The organism is Bacillus sp. MM2020_4, from assembly GCF_011250555.1.
In the GTDB taxonomy this organism is placed as follows: Bacteria; Bacillota; Bacilli; order Bacillales; family Cytobacillaceae; genus Neobacillus.
This window is the reverse complement of sequence record NZ_JAANMZ010000001.1, coordinates 303,274-323,767: the sequence shown is the minus strand read 5'-3', so window position 1 is coordinate 323,767 and position 20,494 is coordinate 303,274. Positions and strand designations below refer to the sequence as shown.

Genomic DNA, 20,494 nt, shown 5'->3' with positions numbered 1-20,494 from the left:
TTTCTCAAAGGTGAAATTCAAACGTTCAAATTCATTACAGAAAAAGTCAGGGTTGGACCCTGACTCCTTTGTAATACCTATTTTATTTTTACGGTACTGTTTATTGCTTTTGCTCTTCCTTTTCCCGCTGTTCTTTCAATACAGCCTTGCGGGATAAATTGACACGACCTTGTTTATCAATTTCGGTTACTTTTACTAACATTTCGTCACCAAGCTTGACAACATCCTCCACTTTTCCAACCCGCTCTTCAGCAAGTTCAGAAATATGGACAAGGCCATCTTTACCGGCAAAAATTTCTACGAAGGCACCAAATTTTTCAATCCGTTTGACCTTACCGAGGTACATTTCACCTACTTGAACTTCACGAACAATATCTTCGATGATTTTCTTCGCCTTATTGTTCATTTCTTGATTTGTTGAAGCAATAAAGACGGTACCATCTTGCTCAATATCGATCTTAACACCAGTTTCTTCAATAATCTTATTGATTTGCTTGCCACTTGGTCCAATAACATCACGAATCTTATCAGGGTTAATCGTCATTGTTAAAATTTTCGGTGCAAACTGGGAAAGCTCTTCTCTAGGCACATTAATAGTCGCAAGCATGGAATCTAAAATGTGCATTCTCCCCACTTTTGCTTGCTGCAGGGCTTCTTCTAAAATCTCACGGGAAAGACCTTCAATCTTAATATCCATTTGAAGTGCAGTGACCCCTTTAGCGGTTCCAGCTACTTTAAAGTCCATATCTCCAAGATGATCTTCCATCCCTTGAATATCTGATAACACTGTATAATGCTCACCTGATTTTACAAGTCCCATTGCAATACCAGCAACAGGAGCTTTAATTGGAACGCCTGCATCCATCATTGCTAAGGTGCTTGCACAAATACTAGCTTGTGAGGTGGAGCCGTTTGATTCCAATACCTCAGAAACAAGGCGGATGGTATATGGAAAATCCTTCTCAGGCGGAATAACCGGTTCAAGAGCACGTTCACCCAAGGCCCCATGCCCAATCTCGCGGCGACCCGGTCCACGAATAGGTCCCGTTTCTCCCACACTAAAGGATGGGAAGTTATAGTGATGCATAAATCTTTTTTCTTCTTCAATCCCTAAACCATCAAGAATTTGAACATCACCCATTGCCCCAAGTGTACAAATACTTAATGCCTGTGTCTGTCCACGGGTAAAAAGGCCTGAACCGTGTGTACGCGGTAAAATACTTACTTGTGAAGATAATGGACGAATTTCATCAATCTTGCGCCCATCCGGACGAACTTTTTCCACTGTAATTAAACGGCGAACTTCACCTTTGACAATCTTGTCCAAAATTTGCTTCACTTGTTTCATATCTTCGTCTGTTGCTTCTTGTTCTGTATATTTGGCAATCACATGATTTTTGACTTCTTTAATGGCATCCTCACGAGCATGCTTTTCCTGCACTTGAATTGCCTTAAGCATGTCAGCTTCACATAAATCTCTAACTTCAACTTCAAGTTCTTTATCTATTTCATATAGGCTAATTTCTCGTTTTTCCTTGCCTATTTCTGCGACAATTTTCTCTTGAAACTCAATTAAGCGTTTGATTTCATTATGTCCAAACATTATCGCCTCAAGCATGATTTCTTCAGGCACTTCAAGTGCACCCGCCTCAACCATGTTGATCGCATCTTTTGTTCCGGCAACAGTTAAATGGATGTCACTCTTCTCAGCCTGTTCAACAGTTGGGTTGATGATAAATTCATTATTGACCCGACCGACAACCACACCGGCAATTGGACCTTCAAATGGAATATCTGAAGTACTAAGCGCTAGTGAAGAACCAAACATCGCAGCCATTTCTGTTGAACAATCTTGGTCCACACTCATAACAATACTAATAACTTGTACATCATTTCGAAACCCATCAGCAAAAAGCGGGCGAATTGGACGATCAATCAATCGGCTTGCTAAAATAGCTTTTTCGCTTGGTCGACCTTCACGTTTAATAAATCCTCCAGGGATCTTTCCAACCGCATACAAACGTTCTTCGTAATTTACAGTTAACGGAAAAAAGTCCAAATTCTTCGGTTCTTTTGAAGCTGTAGCGGTACTTAATACAGCAGTATCACCATAGCGAACCAGGGCGGCACCGTTTGCTTGTTTAGCTAATTGACCGATTTCAACTGATAATTTACGCCCAGCCCAGTCCATCGAATATTCATGTTTCGTATGTTCCATATTTTTACCCCTCTCTATCTAAATCACTTAGAGGATGATGCGAAAAAACATTTCACTGCAATCATCGTACTAAATTTTTCAATCATATAAAAAAAGCCTTAAAAGCTTATGTTATCATTCAAATTAATAATAGTATGCACAAATTAGTCCTGACTTAAAAATATGTATAGAAATTTCTTAAATGGTCATTCTACTCTGGCTTTTTTACCTAACAAAAAAGCGGGAAAAATCCCGCTTCTGTAATCTAACGACGTAGACCAAGCTTATTAATTAACACACGGTAACGTTGTACGTCTTTATTACGAAGGAATGTTAAAAGATTACGACGTTTACCAACCATTTTCAAAAGACCACGGCGTGAGTGGTGATCTTTCTTGTGTGTACGTAAGTGCTCGTTCAAATTGTTGATTGATTCAGTAAGGACAGCGATTTGAACTTCTGCAGATCCAGTATCGCCCTCATGAGTTTTATACTCATTGATCAGTTCATTTTTACGTTCTTGAGTGATTGCCATCCAATTCACCTCCTAATTTTCATATCCCCAGTTACCGAGCAAGCGTCGGTGACTCGACTTGCCAAGCAAAGGTTGTTTTTAATACGTAATTAAGAATACATGTTTTTCCGTCAAAAAGCAAGTTAAAACCTTACTTTCTTATAATAAAAACATCTTTTTCACCAACAATGTCAGAAAGATTGTCGATTATTTTCAAAGTATTCTATTGTTTGTTGTTTATCTTTTTCTATTTGTGCAACCAGTTGTTCGATTCCGGAAAACTTTTGTTCCTTACGGATATAATGATGCCATTCAACCATTACTTCATCGCCATATATTTCTTGATCAAAATCAAATAAATGAACCTCAACAGACTGCTTTCGTGCCTCATTATTAAATGTTGGTTTGAATCCAACATTACAAACTCCATTATACCAAACGGACCGAACCTTCATTCTTACTGCGTAAACCCCAAGTGGCGGTATAATATATTCACCTTCTATGTCGATATTCGCGGTAGGAAAACCGATTGTCCTGCCTCGTTTATCACCATGAATGACCACGCCAGTTGTTGTGTAGGATCTGCCAAGAAGGGTAGGAAGTCCCCTTGTGTTTCCTTCCTTAATAAGATGACGAATTCTTGTCGAGCTTACCTTTTCACTTTCATGAACAAACTTGGGAACAATCGAATAAGAAAACTCGTCCCGCGAATGGAATAGGATCGTTTCCATTGTCCCTTTGCCCATACGTCCATAAGTAAAGTCGAATCCGGCAACTACATGCTGGACATTCAGACCAATGACATATTGATCAATAAACTCCTGTGGAAGAAGGTTGGCAAATTCTGAAGTGAAATGGACGATAAATAAATAATCAATCCCGAGTGACTCAATAATTTTAGTCTTTTCTTCCAATGGAGTTATATATTGAACCTGATTTTTATTCATTCCTAACACAACTGATGGGTGTGGATCAAAGGTCATCACAGCACTGCGTAGACCCTTTTTATCTGCTTGTTTTTTTGCCTCTAGCACAACTTGTTGATGTCCAAGATGAACACCGTCAAAATAGCCCAAAGCCATAGCTAAGGGCGGAATTTCATTTTTATTTATGTTTAATGGGAAATTAAGCTTAATTACTTCCAATTGAAACTCACCTTTTCTAGACCGTACCCTTTTTATGGTTGATCATTTCTTAACACTTTAATTGGCTTTAAAAGTCCGGGCTTGCTCGGATGTTTCGAATAAATGGCAAGCGCGGAACCTTCATACGTTTCCGCGATAATGGGTCCGTTAATATTTTCTACTTCTTCTGGTACAGGTAATAGCGCACCATTTTTCACTTTCTCTGCTACTTTATCATTAATCTTGAATTTCGGCAAATGAGAAAGTGCTGTTTCTAGCGGTTTTAATACACTTGAAATCGTGCCTGCTGCCATATGTTGTTCTATTTCTTCAAACGTTAAACAATCCTCCAAAGAAAAGGTTGCAGATTGAACTCTTTGCAAATTAGACATATGGGCTGGAAAACCTAGGCGTTCACCAATCATGACCGCCAGCGTACGAATGTACGTTCCTTTACTGCAACTCACTTTAAAGCGAAAGGAAATTTCCTCCCCTTGAAACTGCTCTCTATCGTCAAGCAGTTCAATTGAATAGATGGTTACAATTCTAGAAGGCCGTTCAACCACAATCCCTTTTCTTGCATATTCGTAAAGTCTAACCCCACCCACTTTTACGGCAGAATACATGGGCGGAGTTTGTTTGATTTCACCTGTAAATAATTTCAGTAACGCCATGATTTCATCTCGAGAAATAATTCGATCTACCGGTTTCCTTTCAACAACCTCACCTGAAGCGTCTTCAGTTGTTGTTGAAAAGCCAAGAGTAACTTCTCCCTCATAAGCTTTCCCGGCATCCGTTATGTACTCTGCAACCTTCGTTGCCTTTCCAACACAAATAGGCAGAACGCCGGTCACATCAGGATCGAGTGTCCCCGTATGTCCTATCCTTTTTGTTTTCAAAATCTTTCTTAATTTAAAAACACAATCATGCGAGGTTAACCCAGCAGGCTTAAATAGCGGTAATATTCCTTCCAACATTAAATCTCCTAACTTGTAGTATTATCGAAAAAAATGGATAGACGTTTGTCTATCCACTTTTCATCAAGATATTATTCTTCTTCGTTCTTTTCCATCGGTTTGTCATCCGTATGCAATTGGTGAAGAAGTGTTTCGATGTGATTTCCATAATTGATGGATTCATCCCATTCGAAAATAATTTCAGGTGTTTTTCGAAGTCGAATACGATGACCAATTTCTGTCCGAATAAAGCCTTTTGCTTTTGCCAGGCCTTTTAAGGTATTCTCCTTTTGCTCGTCATCACCTAATACAGATATAAACACTTTTGCTTGTTGTAGATCTCCTGTTACTTGAACGTCAGTAACAGTCACAAAGCCGATCCGTGGATCTTTAATTTTACGACCGATGATGTCACTAAGTTCTTTTTTCATTTGTTCTCCAACACGATTTGCTCTGTGGCTCATTACATTCACCTCTTAAGTTAAAGCCAATCAATCTCGGTGATTGTTCTTTCTATTTCTGGAAATGAGTCGATAAGTTTTAAAGCATTTTGCAATTCATGTTCAGTCGAAGCCCTTGAAGAGGTAACGACAGCAATGGCAATTTTCGTTCTTTGCCATACATCTTGATAGTCCACCTCGGCGACAGAAACATTAAACTTCTGTTTTAGACGTGTAAGAATCCTTTGCAAAACAGCTCGTTTTTCTTTTAAAGAATGCGCATCATAAATCATACACTCACATTCCGCTAAACCGATTATCATTTCCGTTCAATTTCTTCCATTACGTAAGCTTCAATGATATCTCCTTCTTTGACATCATTAAAGTTTTTAATTGTAATTCCACATTCGTAGCCTTGGGCAACTTCCTTAGCATCGTCTTTGAAACGTTTTAAGGCATCAATTTGACCTTCGAATATGACAACTCCGTCACGAATTAGGCGAATACCGCTATCGCGAGTTATTTTCCCGTCCGTTACGTAAGAACCTGCAATCGTTCCAACCTTTGATACCTTAAAGGTTTGACGGATTTCTGCCTGACCAATAATTTTTTCTGCAAACTCAGGATCTAGCATCCCTTTCATGGCTGCTTCGATTTCCTCAATTACCTTATAAATAATTCTGTGAAGACGAACATCCACTTTTTCTGCTTCTGCTGCACGCTTCGCATTTACATCCGGACGAACATTGAAGCCGATCACAATCGCATTTGATGCTGCAGCAAGAGTGATATCCGATTCATTAATCGCACCAGCACCACTGTGAATAATTTTGATATTAACACCCTGTACATCTATTTTTTGTAAGGAAGCAGCAACGGCTTCGGCAGAACCTTGAACATCCGCCTTCAAGATGATGTTCAGATCCTTCATTTCACCTTGCTTCAACTGTTCAAATAGATTTTCTAAACTCACGATGGACTTTTCACCACGTTGTGCAGCTAATGCTTGCCCTGCACGTGCTTCCCCAACTTGGCGGGCTGTTTTCTCATCCTCAAACACGACAAAACGATCTCCGGCCTGCGGAACATCACTTAATCCAGTAATTTCAACAGGAGTGGATGGTCCAGCCTCTTTTACACGGCGGCCTTTATCATTCACCATTGCCCGAACACGACCATGTGTATTCCCTACAACAATTGGATCACCAATTTTAAGTGTACCATTTTGCACAAGCAAGGTTGCAACTGAACCGCGTCCCTTGTCTAATTGTGCTTCGATTACAGTTCCAACAGCCTTACGATTAGGATTTGCCTTATATTCTTCTACTTCTCCTACAAGAAGAATCATTTCAAGCAGGTTATCAATCCCTTCGCCTGTTTTTGCGGAAAGTGGAACAAATATAGTATCCCCACCCCATGCTTCCGCTACTAACCCGTGTTCTGTCAATTCCTGCATAACACGATCAGCATTTGCAGCTTCTTTATCCATTTTATTAACAGCAACAATAATTGGAACCTCAGCTGCTTTTGCATGGTTAATCGCTTCGACTGTTTGTGGCATAACACCATCATCAGCTGCAACTACAAGGATGGTAATATCCGTAATTTTCGCGCCGCGGGCACGCATGGTTGTGAAAGCAGCATGTCCTGGTGTATCGAGGAAAGTGATCTTCTTTCCATTATCAATCACTTGATAGGCACCGATATGCTGTGTAATACCTCCAGCTTCACCCTCGGTTACCTTCGTGTTTCGAATCGAATCAAGCAAGGTTGTTTTACCATGGTCAACGTGCCCCATGATGGTTACAACTGAAGGTCTTTCAACTAAAGATTCAGGCGAATCTTCTGTAAAGTAAACCTCAAGATCCGTTGTATCAATCTTAATTTCTTCCTCAACTTCTACCCCGTACTCGCCGGCAATCAATTCAATGGCATCTTTGTCTAAAACCTGATTGATGGTTGCCATTACCCCAAGTAAAAAGAGCTTTTTAATGATTTCAGAAGGTTCACGGTAAATCTTCTTCGCCAACTCTCCCACTGTTAATGATTCACTAAAAGTAATTTTAGCCGGAAGCTCTTTTTCTTTTCTCTTCACAGGCTGTGCCTGTTGTACTGGTGTATGAGATTTTTTCTTTTTATTATTATTGTTATTGCGATTTTGATAATTATTATATGGTCTTGACTTAGCTTTATCAGCGTTATTAAACACTTTATTTTCTTTTGATTGAGTTTCTTGATTTTGCTTTTTACCCTCAACCTTTTTTGGAGGTGAAACAACCTTTACCTTGCTAGGGGCAGTATTTTTATCTGAAGCCTCCTCGAATGCTTTAGGTGTGTTGGACTGCACTTGAGGTTTTTTTCCTGATGACTGAACCGGCCGACTTTGATTAGGACGATTCTGCTGCCCAGAAGGACGTGCATTAGATCGGTTCTGAGAACCATTATTATTCGGTTTTTGTTGTGTTGGATTTGTTTCTTTTTTATTATAGGCTGCATCGAGTTTCTTAATATCAGCATCTTCTATTGTTGCCATATGATTGGAGACCTCTATATTCATTTCTTTTAATTTATTGATAATTTCTTTACTAGATATATTGTGTTTCTTTGCGTATTCATAAACACGGATTTTACTCACTTATTATTTCACCCCCGCTAGATTTAATCGAGCAACGTTACCAGTTTTTTTGCAAATCCATCATCCAAAACAGCTACCACCACGCGGGCATCTTTGCCAATTGCTTGACCTAGAAGATAACGATCTTCCACCCTTTTTAATGGAACTTGATAGGAATTACATTTATCTGAAATTTTTTTAGTCGTATTGTCAGATGCATCTGCGGCTAATAAAACGAGCTTTGCTTTTCCGTTCCGTATTTCTTTAACGGCAAGCTCTTCACCTGATATGATTTTACGCGCTCGATTGGCCAAGCCAAGTAATGACATCCATTGATTTTGTTTCATGTTGGATGGTCAGTTCTCCTTCTCTATTAGCTCAAGTAGTTCTTCATAAATAGAATCATTAATCGAAACCTCTAAAAGATTTGACAAGGTGTTTTTTTTCTTGGCTAGTAAAACTGCTTCTCTGTCCCTTGAAAGGTAGGCGCCTCTTCCGGACTTTTTCCCAGTCAAATCGATAGATATGTCGCCTTCCTTGGAGCGAACGATGCGAACGAGTTCTTTTTTCGGTTTCATTTCACCGGTTGCCACACATTTGCGCATTGGAACTTTTTTTCTACTGTTCACACGTTTCACCTCACCTAATCGTCTATCTCATCTTCATATTCAAAATCGGTGTCAACCTGATCATCAAACAGCCTAATCGGTTCTTCACGTGGATAAATCCCTAGTTCACGTGCTTCCGCTTCTGATTTAATGTCAATTTTCCAACCTGTTAATTTCGCAGCAAGACGGGCATTTTGTCCTCGTTTTCCGATTGCCAATGAAAGTTGATAATCTGGGACAACCACTGTTGTTGCTTTATCATTCTCGTTCACCATTACATCTAGAACTTTAGAAGGGCTCAATGAATTTGCGACAAAAACAACGGGATCGTCAGACCATTTCACAATGTCAATTTTTTCACCCTTTAATTCATTGACAACTGCTTGAACTCGAGTACCTTTTGGTCCAACACAGGAACCAACCGGGTCAACCTCTTGATTATCAGAATGAACGGAAATCTTCGAACGGTCCCCTGCTTCACGAGCCACTGATTTAATTTCTACTGTGCCATCATAAATTTCCGGCACTTCGATTTCAAATAATCGTTTTAATAATCCAGGATGTGTTCGTGATACGAATATTTGCGGACCCTTTGTTGTTTTTTCAACCTTTGTTATAAATACCTTGATACGGTCATGCGGTTTATATCGTTCATTAGGCATTTGTTCATTAACCGGTAATAAAGCTTCTATTTTTCCAAGGCTGACATAAATAAATTTAGAATCTAACCTTTGGACAATACCTGTCATGATATCTTCTTCACGGTCGATAAATTCAGAATAAATAATTCCTCTTTCCGCTTCTCTTACACGTTGGGTTACAACCTGTTTAGCTGTTTGCGCAGCAATCCGTCCGAAGTCTTTTGGCGTTACTTCCATTTCAACAACATCTTCTACTTGATAATTCGGATTAATACGCACCGCATCTTCTAAAGAAATTTCAAGACGTGGGTCAAATACCTGATCAACCACTTCTTTTCTGGCAAAAACACGCATAGAGCCCGCTTGTAAATTCAAGTCGATGCGGACATTTTGTGCCTGATTAAAATTACGGCGGTATGCAGATACCAATGCCGCCTCAATTGCATCAATTAAAATGTCCCTGGAAATACCTTTCTCTCTTTCCAGAATTGTAAGAGCATCTAATAATTCGCTGCTCATTTCCTTGTATCCCCCTAGTCTTTTTCAATTTTTATTTTTTCCTCTTACGAAAAAATAACTGCAAGTCGTGCATTTGCCACTTTTTCAAATGGAATGTCAATTATTTTTTTGCGAGTTTTAATCTTAATTTCAATTTTTACAAGTTGACCATCAAATTCAAGTAAGGTTCCCTCGAAGCTTTTTTCTCCATTTATCGGTTCATAGGTTTTAATAAAGACATTTTTGCCGATTGCCTTTTCGAAATCTTTTTCTTTTTTTAATGGACGTTCGGCACCTGGAGATGACACTTCAAGAAAGTAGTTATGGGGAATCGGGTCAATCTCATCGAGTTTTTCACTTAGCCGCTCACTAACTAAACCGCAATCCTCAATATCCACACCTGTATCTTTATCAATATATACACGAAGGAACCAGTTTTTTCCTTCCTTTACATATTCAATGTCAACTAATTCCAGACCAAGCTCTTGAAAAAGTGGTGTCGCCAGTTCTTCTACAACTTCCGTTACTTTGCTCATGCTTTCCCTCCTTTTCTATCTATTTCACCCATATTCTATGTAGTTCACGGAAAGTTTTATCAAATTACTCATCAAAAACCTTTATAACAAAGACGAAAGAGTGGGTTTCCCCACTCTTGAACACGAGAGTATTTCTTAGTATTTCCAATAAAACTATACCATAACCATAATATATATGCAAATGCAACCAATGCAAAAGCGCTTTGTTATCGGGATTCCAGCCTAAAACAAAGAAAGCTGGTTTTGCTCTGGGAGAGATGCTAAACAACCCTGTTTATCCAAATATTCTAGAATAGTTTTGGATACTTTACCGCGCTGCTGCAAATCTTCTTTTGATAAAAATTCACCATCGCCTCTAGCCTTGACGATATTATAGGCTGCATTTGTTCCCAAACCTGGGATGGAATTAAACGGAGGAATCAAGGAATTTCCGTCAATAATAAAGTCTGATGCATCTGAATGATATAGATCATAATTTTGGAAGACAAAACCTCTTTCGGTCATTTCAAGTGCCAATTCAAGAACAGTTAACAAGTTTTTCTCTTTATTCGAAATCTCAAGACCTTTTGCATTAAGTTCTTCTATTTTTGCGCGAATCGCCTCTCCGCCTCTTGACATGGTTTCAATATCGAAATCCTCTGCCCGGACCGTAAAGTATGCCGCATAATATATAAGCGGAAGATGGACTTTAAAATAAGCAATCCTTACTGCCATTAGTACATACGCTGCTGCGTGTGCTTTCGGGAACATATACTTAATCTTTTTACAAGAGTCAATATACCATTCGGGTACTTCATTTTTGCGCATTTCTGCTTCCATTTCTTCGCTTAAGCCTTTTCCTTTACGGACAGATTCCATAATTTTGAAAGCAAATGATGGATCGAGTCCCTGATAGATCAAGTAAACCATGATATCATCACGACAGCCGATCACTTCACTAAGATTACAAATTCTATTATGAATTAATTCCTGGGCATTCCCGAGCCAAACATCAGTCCCATGCGACAGACCTGAAATCTGAACAAGTTCCGAAAAAGTTGTCGGTTTCGTATCTTCCAGCATTTGCCGAACAAATCTTGTTCCAAACTCAGGAATACCGAGCGTACCTGTTTTACACATAATTTGCTGTTCTGTTACTCCAAGGGATTCGGTATTGCTAAATATTTTCATGACTTCAGGATCGTCCGTCGGAATGGTTTTGGGATCAATTCCACTTAGATCTTGAAGCATCCGGATCACAGTCGGATCATCATGCCCCAGAATATCTAACTTCAGAACATTATCATGGATGGAATGGAAGTCAAAATGGGTTGTTTTCCATTCAGAATTTCGATCATCCGCCGGAAATTGAATCGGTGAAAAATCATACACATCCATGTAATCTGGGATAACGATGATCCCCCCGGGGTGCTGACCAGTCGTTCTTTTTACGCCAGTACACCCTGACGCTAGTCGTTCTACTTCTGCATTCCGCATTTGCAAATTATTATCCTGCTGATAGGCTTTTACATAACCGAAGGCTGTTTTATCGGCAACCGTACCGATTGTCCCAGCCCGAAATACCTTATCTTCACCAAATAGAACCTTCGTATAGTTATGTGCACGCGGCTGGTACTCCCCTGAAAAGTTCAAATCGATATCGGGTACCTTGTCTCCTTTAAAACCGAGGAAGGTTTCAAATGGAATATCGTGTCCATCCTTGCGGTATTTTTCCCCACAATTCGGACAATCTTTATCAGGTAAGTCAAATCCAGAGCCAACGGATCCATCATTAAAGAACTCAGACTGCTTACATGTAGGGCATATATAATGCGGCGGCAACGGGTTAACCTCGGTAATCTCTGTCATTGTTGCGACAAGGGAGGAGCCAACGGATCCCCGTGATCCAACCAGATAGCCATCATCCAGTGATTTTTTTACAAGTTTATGCGAAATCAAATAGATAACCGCAAAACCATGTCCAATGATACTTTTAAGTTCTTTCTCTAAACGAGCCTCAACAATTTCCGGAAGCGGATCACCATAAATTTTATGGGCCATTTCATAACTCATTTGGCGCATCTCTTCTTCTGCGCCTTCAATCTTCGGTGTATATAAATCGTCTTTTATAGGTTTAATGTTCTCCACCATGTCAGCAACTTTATTCGTATTCGTAACCACGATTTCCTTGGCCTTTTCCGCGCCCAAAAATGAAAAAGCATCGAGCATCTCATTGGTAGTGCGGAAATGAACGTCCGGAAGTTCATGGCGGTTTAGCGGGTTCGCACCGCCTTGAGAGTTAACTAAGATTTTTCGATAGATTTTATCATTTTCATTTAAATAATGGACATTCCCTGTTGCCACGACAGGCAGACCTAATTTATCGCCAAGTATCACGATTTTACTAATAATATCTTCCATCGCTTTTTCATCGCGGACTAATTCCATTTCAATTAAAGGCGCATTGACTTCTTTCGGCATGACCTCAAGATAGTCATAGAAGCGGGCATGTGCTTCTACCTCTTCGGGTGACTTCTGCATCATTCCTTCAAACACTTCACCTTTATTACAGGCTGAACCTACAAGAATGCCATCACGATATTTTTGGAGAACCGATCTTGGGATTCGCGGAACTCGGTAAAAATACTCAATATGTGAGATCGAAACAAGTTTAAATAGGTTTTTTAAGCCATGTTCGTTTTGCGCTAAAAGAGTGCAATGATAGGGACGTGCACGTTGATAGGCATTCCCTTTTCCCATATTATCGTTAAATTCATCATGATATTCGATCCCCTTTTCAAGGGCATCTTTTAGCATTTTTAAAAGTAAATAACCTGTTGCTTCTGCATCATATATGGCACGGTGATGCTGGGTTAATTCAATATCAAATTTCTTCGTCAGTGTATTTAAGCGGTGGTTTTTCATTTCTGGACAAAGGAATCGTCCAAGTTCAAGTGTATCAATGACAGGATTTTTCGCCTTCTCCAGTCCGATCTTTTTATAGCCAACATTGAGAAAACCCATATCAAAGGATGCATTATGTGCGACCAAAACGGCATCCCCAATCCAATCATGGAAATCTCTTATGACTGCATCGATCTCAGGGGCATTTTGAACCATATCATCCGTTATCCCTGTTAGATTGATGGTTGTCGCGGAGAGACGATGATGTGGATTAGCAAATGACTCGAAGCGGTCAATGATTTCCCCATCCTTCACCTTTACTGCAGCAAGTTCGATAATCGTATTATATACGGCAGAAAGTCCTGTGGTTTCCACGTCAAAAATAACAAAGGTGTCTTCCGCAAGTAAACGATGAGCATCATTGTATGCGATTGGCACCCCATCATCGACTAGATTGACCTCAACCCCATAAAGAATTTTTATATCATTCTTTTTTCCCGCCCCATATGCTTCAGGAAAGGATTGCGCTACGGCATGATCGGTCACGGCAATAGCCTTATGTCCCCACTTTTTTGCCTGAGCAATCAAGGTACTTACAGGAGTTACTGCATCCATTTGACTCATTGGTGTGTGGAGATGCAGTTCAACTCGTTTTTCATCCTCTGGTGCGGTATCTTTGCGTCCAACTGGTTTGATTTCATTAATATCGTTTCCAATCATGACAAGGTCACGAACAAAGGTATCATTTTGAATGCTCCCACGGACCTTAACCCACATTCCTTTTTTCACAAGCTGGAAAAGGGCAGCATCCTCCTTATCTCTTGAGAACATTTTCACCATAATGGAACTGGTGTAGTCGGTGATCTTAAAGGTTAACAGTGAACGGCCACTTCTTAATTCTCTTATCTCAGCATTAAAGATATATCCTTCTACAGCAACTCTTCGTTCTTCATCGACAATATCAATTAAACTACGGAAGTCGCTATCGTCTTTAATCGTTAAGCCAATCGTGAGCGGACCATCCTGTACTTCACCACCAGAGTAATCCTTTTCAGCTTCTTTCTTTTGCATTTCAACCATAGCTAATAAGCCACGTTCCTGGTCTTCCTTTTGTTTAGCAAGTAAAAATTGCTGATATTCATCATTTTTTTCGTCATTTTTTATGTTTGTTTCAATTGCAAGCAACGGAAATCCAAAGGATTGGAAAATATCGCCAAGCACTGGGCCGTATTTCCGTTTTAACGCTAGACCCTCCATATCATTTCTTACGCTTATGGTTAGCTTATTCCCATTGACATCTGGAATTTGTTCATTTAGCAGTTTTAAAAGTGGTGGCGAAATCCCATCAATTTGCTGAATACAATAACTCCAATATTCCTTAAATAATTCTGGAGAAAAGGCTTGATTCATTACATTGATATCATAGGAAATGGAGGCAATGCTTGAAAAGGTTCTCTCTAGTTGTGTTGAAAACCTAAGATAGACGTTAAAAGGAAGGATTTTTTCAAATAAAAACTGAAAATGCCACTTTCTCGCCTTTTTTTCAACTTGAAGTCTTTCTATTTGCGCATTATTGAAATGTACCACTACAGCATCCTCAATCATTTGCAGCTGCTGGAGCAAGAGTTGGAATCGCTCTTTATTGCCAAGGACATGTTCGCTCAAGAGTCTCTCTCCCATCTATTTGAAAATCTATAAATTTTTCTTTATCAACGGTTAATTATAGCACAAGTTCTATAATCATTCGCCGAAATTCGACAGAATGAGTGTGCTGGAAAAAATTAAATTGGGACCGCAGCTGCGATCCCAATTTAGGAATAAAAAACTTTTCTTTTAGAGGAAAAACCTTTGAATATCATTCCATGTAACGACAAGCATCAACAGCATAAGGAGGGCAAATCCGATAAAATGAACCATCCCTTCCTTTTGGCGGTCAATTGGCTTCCCTCTAACTGCTTCAACCGCAAAGAACATCAATCTGCCGCCGTCAAGCGCAGGGATTGGTAATAAATTCATAATCCCTAGATTAATACTTAAAATCCCAGCCCATTTCATTAAATAATAAATACCCGATTTCGCTACTTCCGCAGTTGAATTATAAATTCCAACAGGCCCTGACAGCGCATCGATTGAAAATTGACCGGTGACTAATTTACCAAGCATGACAAATATTTGCTTCGTCCAAAAATAGGTTTCAGTAAAACCAGATTTAACTGCTTGAACAGGTGACTTTTCCACAGGGCTATAGACACCAATAATCCCCATTTTCTTGCCTTCGACTGTCTTTTCAAGTGGCGTTACCTGTATCTCAGTTTCTTTACCCTCGCGAATGACAGAGAAATCAAGTTTCTTATTGGGATTATTGCGAATGACTTCAACGACATCTGACCAGCTTGAAATTTCGGAACCATTAATGCTTTGAACAAGATCACCCTCCTGTAGACCTGCGGCTTTGGCAGCTCCGTCAGGAGTTATTACCCCCAATTTGGGATCATTCGATGGGACCCCTTGTAATAAAGCAATGATAATAAAAACAACAAAAGCTAGAACAAAGTTCATTGCCGGTCCAGCAAATATTGCTAAAAACCTTTGCCATAATGTCTTGGAACCAAATTGACGATCAATGGGAGCAATTTGTGATTCAATCCCATTTTCAACAATGACTGCCTTCGGATGAATCGTAAAAGTCTGCAAACTTTCATTCTCATCTTCCGGGTATCCCTTAACCACTAAATCCTTTTCGATATCAGCATACTCTACTTCAACAATCCGGCATTGTGGATATTTTTCTTTATTGTTTAAAATAATCTTACTTACCAAATTATCCTTGCCCATCAATAGACCAATTCGATATCCTGGCTTGATTTCAACCATTTCCGGATCTTCCCCGGCCATTCGGACAAAACCGCCAATTGGCAATAAACGAATCGTATAGGTGGTCTCACCCTTTTTATGGGTAAACACTTTAGGTCCCATACCAATTGCAAATTCGCGACAAAGGATACCGGCTCTTTTAGCGAAAATAAAATGTCCTAACTCATGAAAGAAAACGAGTGCGCCAAAAATCACAATAAAGGCAATAACTGTAGTCAATAATAAAACCACCCTTTTTTATAGAAGTGAATATATATACTTTCTCGTTTCTTTATCTACCTCTTCTATCGTCATCAAACTAGGATGTTCAATGGTTTGATGAGTGTTTAATGCCTTCTCAATTAAATCTTCAATCTGCAAGAAACGAACCTTACCTTCCAAAAACGCTGCTACTGCAACTTCATTAGCTGCATTCAAAACAGTCGGCATCGTTCCACCTGCTTTTCCAGCCATAATGGCAAACTGCAGGCAACGAAATCTGTCTACATCCATTTCCTCGAAATGTAGTTGCCCGACACTTGCTAAATCCAACCGGTTCGCGGATGGTCGCGGCAAGCGATCTGGGTATGTGAGTGCATATTGAATCGGAACTCTCATATCCGGTGTTCCAAGTTGGGCGATGATACTTGAGTCTTGAAATTCCACCATTGAATGGATAATACTTTCTTTATGGAGCAATACATTAATTTTTTCATACGGCATTTGAAAAAGCCAATGGGCCTCAATGACCTCTAAACCTTTATTCATCATCGTGGCGGAATCAATGGTAATTTTCGCACCCATCGACCAATTCGGGTGGTTTAAGGCATCTTGAACTGTGACATTTTCTAATTCATCACGGGTCCTGTCACGAAAACTTCCACCAGATGCTGTTAAGATTAATCTTTCAATATTTTTATCCCTTTCCCCTTGCAGGGCCTGGAAAATAGCTGAATGCTCACTGTCTACTGGAAGAAGTGGTACATTATACTTTGTCGCAGCGTCCATAACCAAATGGCCCGCCGTAACAAGTGTTTCTTTATTAGCAATAGCAATCGCTTTTCCTGATTCAATTGCTTGTAAGGTAGGATGGAGCCCTACACTTCCTAGAACCGCATTAACCAGGATATCCGACTTTTCATATACAGCTACCTCAATTAATCCCTCGTTGCCGTAAGTAAACTTCGTTTTTGGAAACTCTGCTTTTAATGTTTGACAGTCGCCATAATCTTGTACGGAAACAAGCTCAGGGTTAAATTCGACAATCAATTTTCGTGCAAAATCAATATTTTTCCCTACGGAAAATGTTGCTAACTTAAATTCTGCAGGATGCTCTCGTATAATATCAATCGTCTGTGATCCAACAGATCCTGATGCACCCAATAAACTAATTAATTTCAAACCATTCAACTCCTATAAAATCAAAAACAGACCACTTAACTCCAGAGGTGGAATAAGTGTAATATTGGCCAAACAAAGATAAGGCTGTCAAAGCGGTCAAGTATACCACCATGACCAGGTAATATTTTGCCAGAATCCTTCACATTAAAATGGCGCTTGAAAGCGGATTGAACAAGATCGCCAATTTGTCCAAAAACAGAAAGGACAATCGTGATGGCAATGATGGACCCTTTTATATCTGTGAGTAATACAAAAAGAATAGCTACAATAACGGCACAAACCACACCGCCTAATGATCCTTCAATCGTTTTATTAGGGCTTATTTCCGGCCAGAGCTTTCTTCTTCCCAAAGCTTTTCCGATAAAATACGCACCTGAATCCGTTGCCCAAATCATAAATAAGGAATATAAAATATAAACTAATCCCCCATCTACTCTTGTTTCAAAGAAAAAGTAAAAGCCAATTCCCACATAAAGGGCGGAAAGAAGGGAAAAAGAGACATCTTCAAAGGTAAAACGATTTTTGGTAATTACCGTGTACGCCAATAACAATAAAATAATCACAATGCACAATTCTGTTTTTGTATAATAAAAGGTATCCAAGAAATCACTATATTTCTCTGGAAAAATAAGTACCCATAGAAATAAAATCGACAGGATGCCATGTATAGAGAAAATATTTAGATTTTTCATTTTTAATAATTCATACAAACCAACGGTCGCTAAAAAATACGTTAGTAATATGAGTGGAAACCCACTATAATAAACAATTGGCAAAAATAATGCTGCCGCGACGACTCCTGTTATGATTCTTTGCTTCATATGCTAATTCAACACCTTTGTTGCTTATTATATTCCTCCAAATCGCCGCTGACGATTTTGGAATGCCTCGATGGCTTCCAGTAAATGTTCCTCACTAAAATCAGGCCATAACACTTCAGTAAACCATAATTCTGAATAAGCTAACTGCCATAACATAAAGTTACTCAAACGGATTTCACCACTGGTTCTGATTAAAAGGTCAGGATCCGTGTAATTTGTCGTCATTAGGTAAGACGAAAAGACTTTTTCGTCAAGCTCCGTCTCCTTTAGTATACCATTTTTATTATCATTTAAGACCTGCTTGACCGCATCAAGAATCTCAGCTCTACTTCCATAATTTAAGGCAAAATTTAGAATGAGCCCATTATTATTTTTGGTTTCTTCCATTGCATTTTCAATTGCTCTTAGGGTATGAACTGGAAGCTGATCTTTATATCCCATCATTTTTACTTGAACATTATTCTCAATTAATTCAGGAAGAAAGGTCCCTAAAAATTCTTCGGGCAGTTTCATAATGTATTCCACTTCGTTCTTGGGCCGTTTCCAGTTCTCGGTTGAAAAGGCATATAAAGTTAAGACTTTTATTCCTATATCGTTTGCCAGCATCGTCGTATTACGAACAACCTTCATCCCCTCATGATGACCGGCAATACGCGGTAACGCCCTTTTCTTAGCCCATCGTCCATTACCATCCATAATAATAGCGACATGCTCAGGAACAGGCAGCTTTTTTATCTTTTCTACTTTATCTCGGAGTGTGGAAGTGGTAGTTTGCCTCTTCCCTAGTATAAATTTTTTAAACATAACATTGCTCCTTAAGTTCGTTAATCATTTCCTCCGAAAATAAATCATTTCCAATGTAACGCGGGTGCAGCTATGTAATTCTAGTTAGCTGGTTTTATCATACCAAAAAAACTAGAAGATATCTCTAATAATAACTTATGTAGGTAATTTGGAATTAAGAATAATGGATAAAACCCAAAAATAGTGAAAAAAACCCCCTAAAGAGAGGGTCTGATCATTCTTACACTTCTAATATTTCTTTTTCTTTTTCTTTCGTGATTTGATCGATTTTTTGAATGTATTCATCAGTCAGTTTTTGAACATCCTCAGAAAAGCCGCGAAGGGCATCCTCTGTAATATCACCATTTTTCTCTAATTTCTTCAATGAATCATTGCTATCACGGCGAATATTACGGAGCGCAACTTTCGCTTCTTCAGATTCTTTTTTGACTACCTTTACAAGTTCTTTCCGACGTTCCTCTGTCAGCTGTGGAATGGCAATCCGAATAATCTGACCATCATTAGTCGGGTTTAACCCTAGATCAGACTTCAGGATAGCTTTTTCAATATCACCAAGAATGGATTTGTCATATGGCTGAATTACAAGAAGTCTAGCTTCAGGAGTCGTGATCCCTGCCATTTGATTCACTGGTGTTGGTGCTCCATAATAATCAACGGTAATCCGATCCAGCAGCGAGGCACTGGCTCTGCCCGCACGAATGCTGGCAAGCTCACGAGCATAGGACTGAATCGCTTTTGTCATTCGATCTTTAGTGGCTGAGATAATTTGATTTGGCATTAGTTTTTCCCCCTAACGACTGTTCCAATTTTTTCACCCATAACGGCTCTTTTAATATTTCCCTGTTCCATAATTGAGAAAACAATTAGTGGAATATCATTATCCATACATAAGGACGATGCAGTTGAGTCCATGACTGCTAATCCTTCCTTAATTACATCTAGGAATGATAAATCTTCATATTTTGTGGCATTTGCATCAATGCGAGGGTCTGCAGAATATACCCCATCGACATTATTTTTTGCCATCAAAATAACCTCAGCATCAATTTCTGCTGCCCTTAGTGCTGCAGTTGTATCAGTTGAGAAATACGGATTACCTGTTCCGGCCGCAAAAATAACGACCCGCTGCTTCTCTAAATGTCTAATAGCACGTCGTCGAATATACGGTTCAGCTACCTGACGCATTTCGATCGAGGTTTGCACACGTGATTCAATTCCTAAGTGCTCCAAACTATCTTGAAGTGCTAACGAATTCATTACTGTTGCTAGCATACCCATATAATCCGCCGTTGCTCTGTCCATACCCATTTCACTGCCGATTTTCCCGCGCCAAATATTGCCGCCGCCAACAACGACAGCTACCTCTACTCCAAGTTCTGCTATTTCTTTCACTTGAATCGCAATTGATTTGATGACAGAAGGTTTAATTCCAAAGCTAGACTCACCAGCAAGTGCTTCTCCGCTCAATTTTAAAACCACGCGTTTATACTTAGGACCGCTCATATAAACCTCCACTATGTATTTTTTTAACCGTAAGCGCCTTATTTAGGCGCTTAGGCTAGATGTTTCTTGAATTTCTATTCTTGAAAAATAGGGAACACACC

18 protein-coding genes are annotated in these 20,494 nt (G+C 39.4%); all 18 read right to left on the bottom strand.

Annotated elements, in window-relative coordinates; translation table 11 throughout:
• Positions 1-100: 100 nt before the first annotated feature.
• The 18 genes from pnp to pyrH all read right to left on the bottom strand — a co-directional run bounded on the left by pnp (position 101) and on the right by pyrH (position 20,393).
• Positions 101-2,218, bottom strand: a complete 2,118-nt coding sequence (pnp, locus tag G6554_RS01625) for a polyribonucleotide nucleotidyltransferase (protein WP_166238051.1) — start codon at positions 2,216-2,218, stop codon at positions 101-103.
• Between the two features lie 244 nt (positions 2,219-2,462).
• Positions 2,463-2,732, bottom strand: a complete 270-nt coding sequence (gene rpsO, locus G6554_RS01620) for a 30S ribosomal protein S15 (protein WP_007086827.1) — start codon at positions 2,730-2,732, stop codon at positions 2,463-2,465.
• Positions 2,733-2,902: 170 nt separating this feature from the next.
• Entirely contained in the window at positions 2,903-3,856 is a 954-nt protein-coding gene (ribF, locus tag G6554_RS01615) for a bifunctional riboflavin kinase/FAD synthetase (protein WP_166238049.1), read from the bottom strand.
• 32 nt (positions 3,857-3,888) lie between these two features.
• Positions 3,889-4,809: a tRNA pseudouridine(55) synthase TruB gene (truB, locus tag G6554_RS01610; RefSeq protein ID WP_166238144.1), complete on the bottom strand. Its 921-nt coding sequence runs from the start codon at positions 4,807-4,809 to the stop codon at positions 3,889-3,891.
• Positions 4,810-4,883: 74 nt separating this feature from the next.
• Entirely contained in the window at positions 4,884-5,255 is a 372-nt protein-coding gene (gene rbfA / locus G6554_RS01605; RefSeq protein WP_166238047.1) for a 30S ribosome-binding factor RbfA, read from the bottom strand.
• A gap of 17 nt (positions 5,256-5,272) precedes the next feature.
• Positions 5,273-5,554: a DUF503 domain-containing protein gene (locus G6554_RS01600; protein WP_166238045.1), complete on the bottom strand. Its 282-nt coding sequence runs from the start codon at positions 5,552-5,554 to the stop codon at positions 5,273-5,275.
• On the bottom strand, positions 5,551-7,866 hold the full coding sequence (gene infB, locus G6554_RS01595) for a translation initiation factor IF-2 (RefSeq protein WP_166238043.1): 2,316 nt from the start codon (positions 7,864-7,866) through the stop codon (positions 5,551-5,553). The genes G6554_RS01600 and infB overlap by 4 nt, the downstream gene beginning before the upstream one ends.
• 23 nt (positions 7,867-7,889) lie before the next feature.
• Positions 7,890-8,192 (bottom strand): YlxQ family RNA-binding protein, encoded by a 303-nt coding sequence (locus G6554_RS01590; protein WP_166238041.1) that lies wholly within the window; start codon positions 8,190-8,192, stop codon positions 7,890-7,892.
• A 9-nt stretch (positions 8,193-8,201) separates the two neighbouring features.
• Positions 8,202-8,474 (bottom strand): RNase P modulator RnpM, encoded by a 273-nt coding sequence (gene rnpM, locus G6554_RS01585; protein WP_166238039.1) that lies wholly within the window; start codon positions 8,472-8,474, stop codon positions 8,202-8,204.
• 14 nt (positions 8,475-8,488) lie between these two features.
• Complete coding sequence (gene nusA, locus G6554_RS01580; RefSeq protein ID WP_166238037.1) at positions 8,489-9,613, bottom strand: transcription termination factor NusA; 1,125 nt, start codon at positions 9,611-9,613, stop codon at positions 8,489-8,491.
• A 44-nt stretch (positions 9,614-9,657) separates the two neighbouring features.
• On the bottom strand, positions 9,658-10,128 hold the full coding sequence (gene rimP / locus G6554_RS01575) for a ribosome maturation factor RimP (protein ID WP_166238035.1): 471 nt from the start codon (positions 10,126-10,128) through the stop codon (positions 9,658-9,660).
• 222 nt (positions 10,129-10,350) lie between these two features.
• Positions 10,351-14,691 (bottom strand): PolC-type DNA polymerase III, encoded by a 4,341-nt coding sequence (locus G6554_RS01570; RefSeq protein WP_166238033.1) that lies wholly within the window; start codon positions 14,689-14,691, stop codon positions 10,351-10,353.
• Between the two features lie 153 nt (positions 14,692-14,844).
• Positions 14,845-16,104: an RIP metalloprotease RseP gene (gene rseP / locus G6554_RS01565; RefSeq protein ID WP_166238031.1), complete on the bottom strand. Its 1,260-nt coding sequence runs from the start codon at positions 16,102-16,104 to the stop codon at positions 14,845-14,847.
• A gap of 18 nt (positions 16,105-16,122) precedes the next feature.
• A complete protein-coding gene (gene dxr / locus G6554_RS01560; RefSeq protein WP_166238029.1) occupies positions 16,123-17,265 on the bottom strand; it encodes a 1-deoxy-D-xylulose-5-phosphate reductoisomerase in 1,143 nt (380 codons plus the stop codon).
• Between the two features lie 35 nt (positions 17,266-17,300).
• Complete coding sequence (locus tag G6554_RS01555; protein ID WP_166238027.1) at positions 17,301-18,086, bottom strand: phosphatidate cytidylyltransferase; 786 nt, start codon at positions 18,084-18,086, stop codon at positions 17,301-17,303.
• A gap of 27 nt (positions 18,087-18,113) precedes the next feature.
• A complete protein-coding gene (locus G6554_RS01550; RefSeq protein WP_166238025.1) occupies positions 18,114-18,890 on the bottom strand; it encodes an isoprenyl transferase in 777 nt (258 codons plus the stop codon).
• Between the two features lie 220 nt (positions 18,891-19,110).
• Positions 19,111-19,668: a ribosome recycling factor gene (gene frr / locus G6554_RS01545; protein WP_166238023.1), complete on the bottom strand. Its 558-nt coding sequence runs from the start codon at positions 19,666-19,668 to the stop codon at positions 19,111-19,113.
• Complete coding sequence (gene pyrH, locus G6554_RS01540) at positions 19,668-20,393, bottom strand: UMP kinase (protein WP_007087750.1); 726 nt, start codon at positions 20,391-20,393, stop codon at positions 19,668-19,670. Before pyrH ends, frr begins: the two co-directional genes overlap by 1 nt.
• Positions 20,394-20,494 lie beyond the last annotated feature (101 nt).

Coding starts and splice junctions, on each gene's coding strand:
- pnp (WP_166238051.1), bottom strand. CDS start 2,218: ATGGAACATACGAAACATGAATATTCGATGGACTGGGCTGGGCGTAAA.
- rpsO (WP_007086827.1), bottom strand. CDS start 2,732: ATGGCAATCACTCAAGAACGTAAAAATGAACTGATCAATGAGTATAAA.
- rbfA (WP_166238047.1), bottom strand. CDS start 5,255: ATGAGCCACAGAGCAAATCGTGTTGGAGAACAAATGAAAAAAGAACTT.
- G6554_RS01600 (WP_166238045.1), bottom strand. CDS start 5,554: ATGATAATCGGTTTAGCGGAATGTGAGTGTATGATTTATGATGCGCAT.
- G6554_RS01590 (WP_166238041.1), bottom strand. CDS start 8,192: ATGAAACAAAATCAATGGATGTCATTACTTGGCTTGGCCAATCGAGCG.
- nusA (WP_166238037.1), bottom strand. CDS start 9,613: ATGAGCAGCGAATTATTAGATGCTCTTACAATTCTGGAAAGAGAGAAA.
- rimP (WP_166238035.1), bottom strand. CDS start 10,128: ATGAGCAAAGTAACGGAAGTTGTAGAAGAACTGGCGACACCACTTTTT.
- G6554_RS01570 (WP_166238033.1), bottom strand. CDS start 14,691: ATGGGAGAGAGACTCTTGAGCGAACATGTCCTTGGCAATAAAGAGCGA.
- G6554_RS01555 (WP_166238027.1), bottom strand. CDS start 18,086: ATGAAGCAAAGAATCATAACAGGAGTCGTCGCGGCAGCATTATTTTTG.
- G6554_RS01550 (WP_166238025.1), bottom strand. CDS start 18,890: ATGTTTAAAAAATTTATACTAGGGAAGAGGCAAACTACCACTTCCACA.
- frr (WP_166238023.1), bottom strand. CDS start 19,668: ATGCCAAATCAAATTATCTCAGCCACTAAAGATCGAATGACAAAAGCG.
- pyrH (WP_007087750.1), bottom strand. CDS start 20,393: ATGAGCGGTCCTAAGTATAAACGCGTGGTTTTAAAATTGAGCGGAGAA.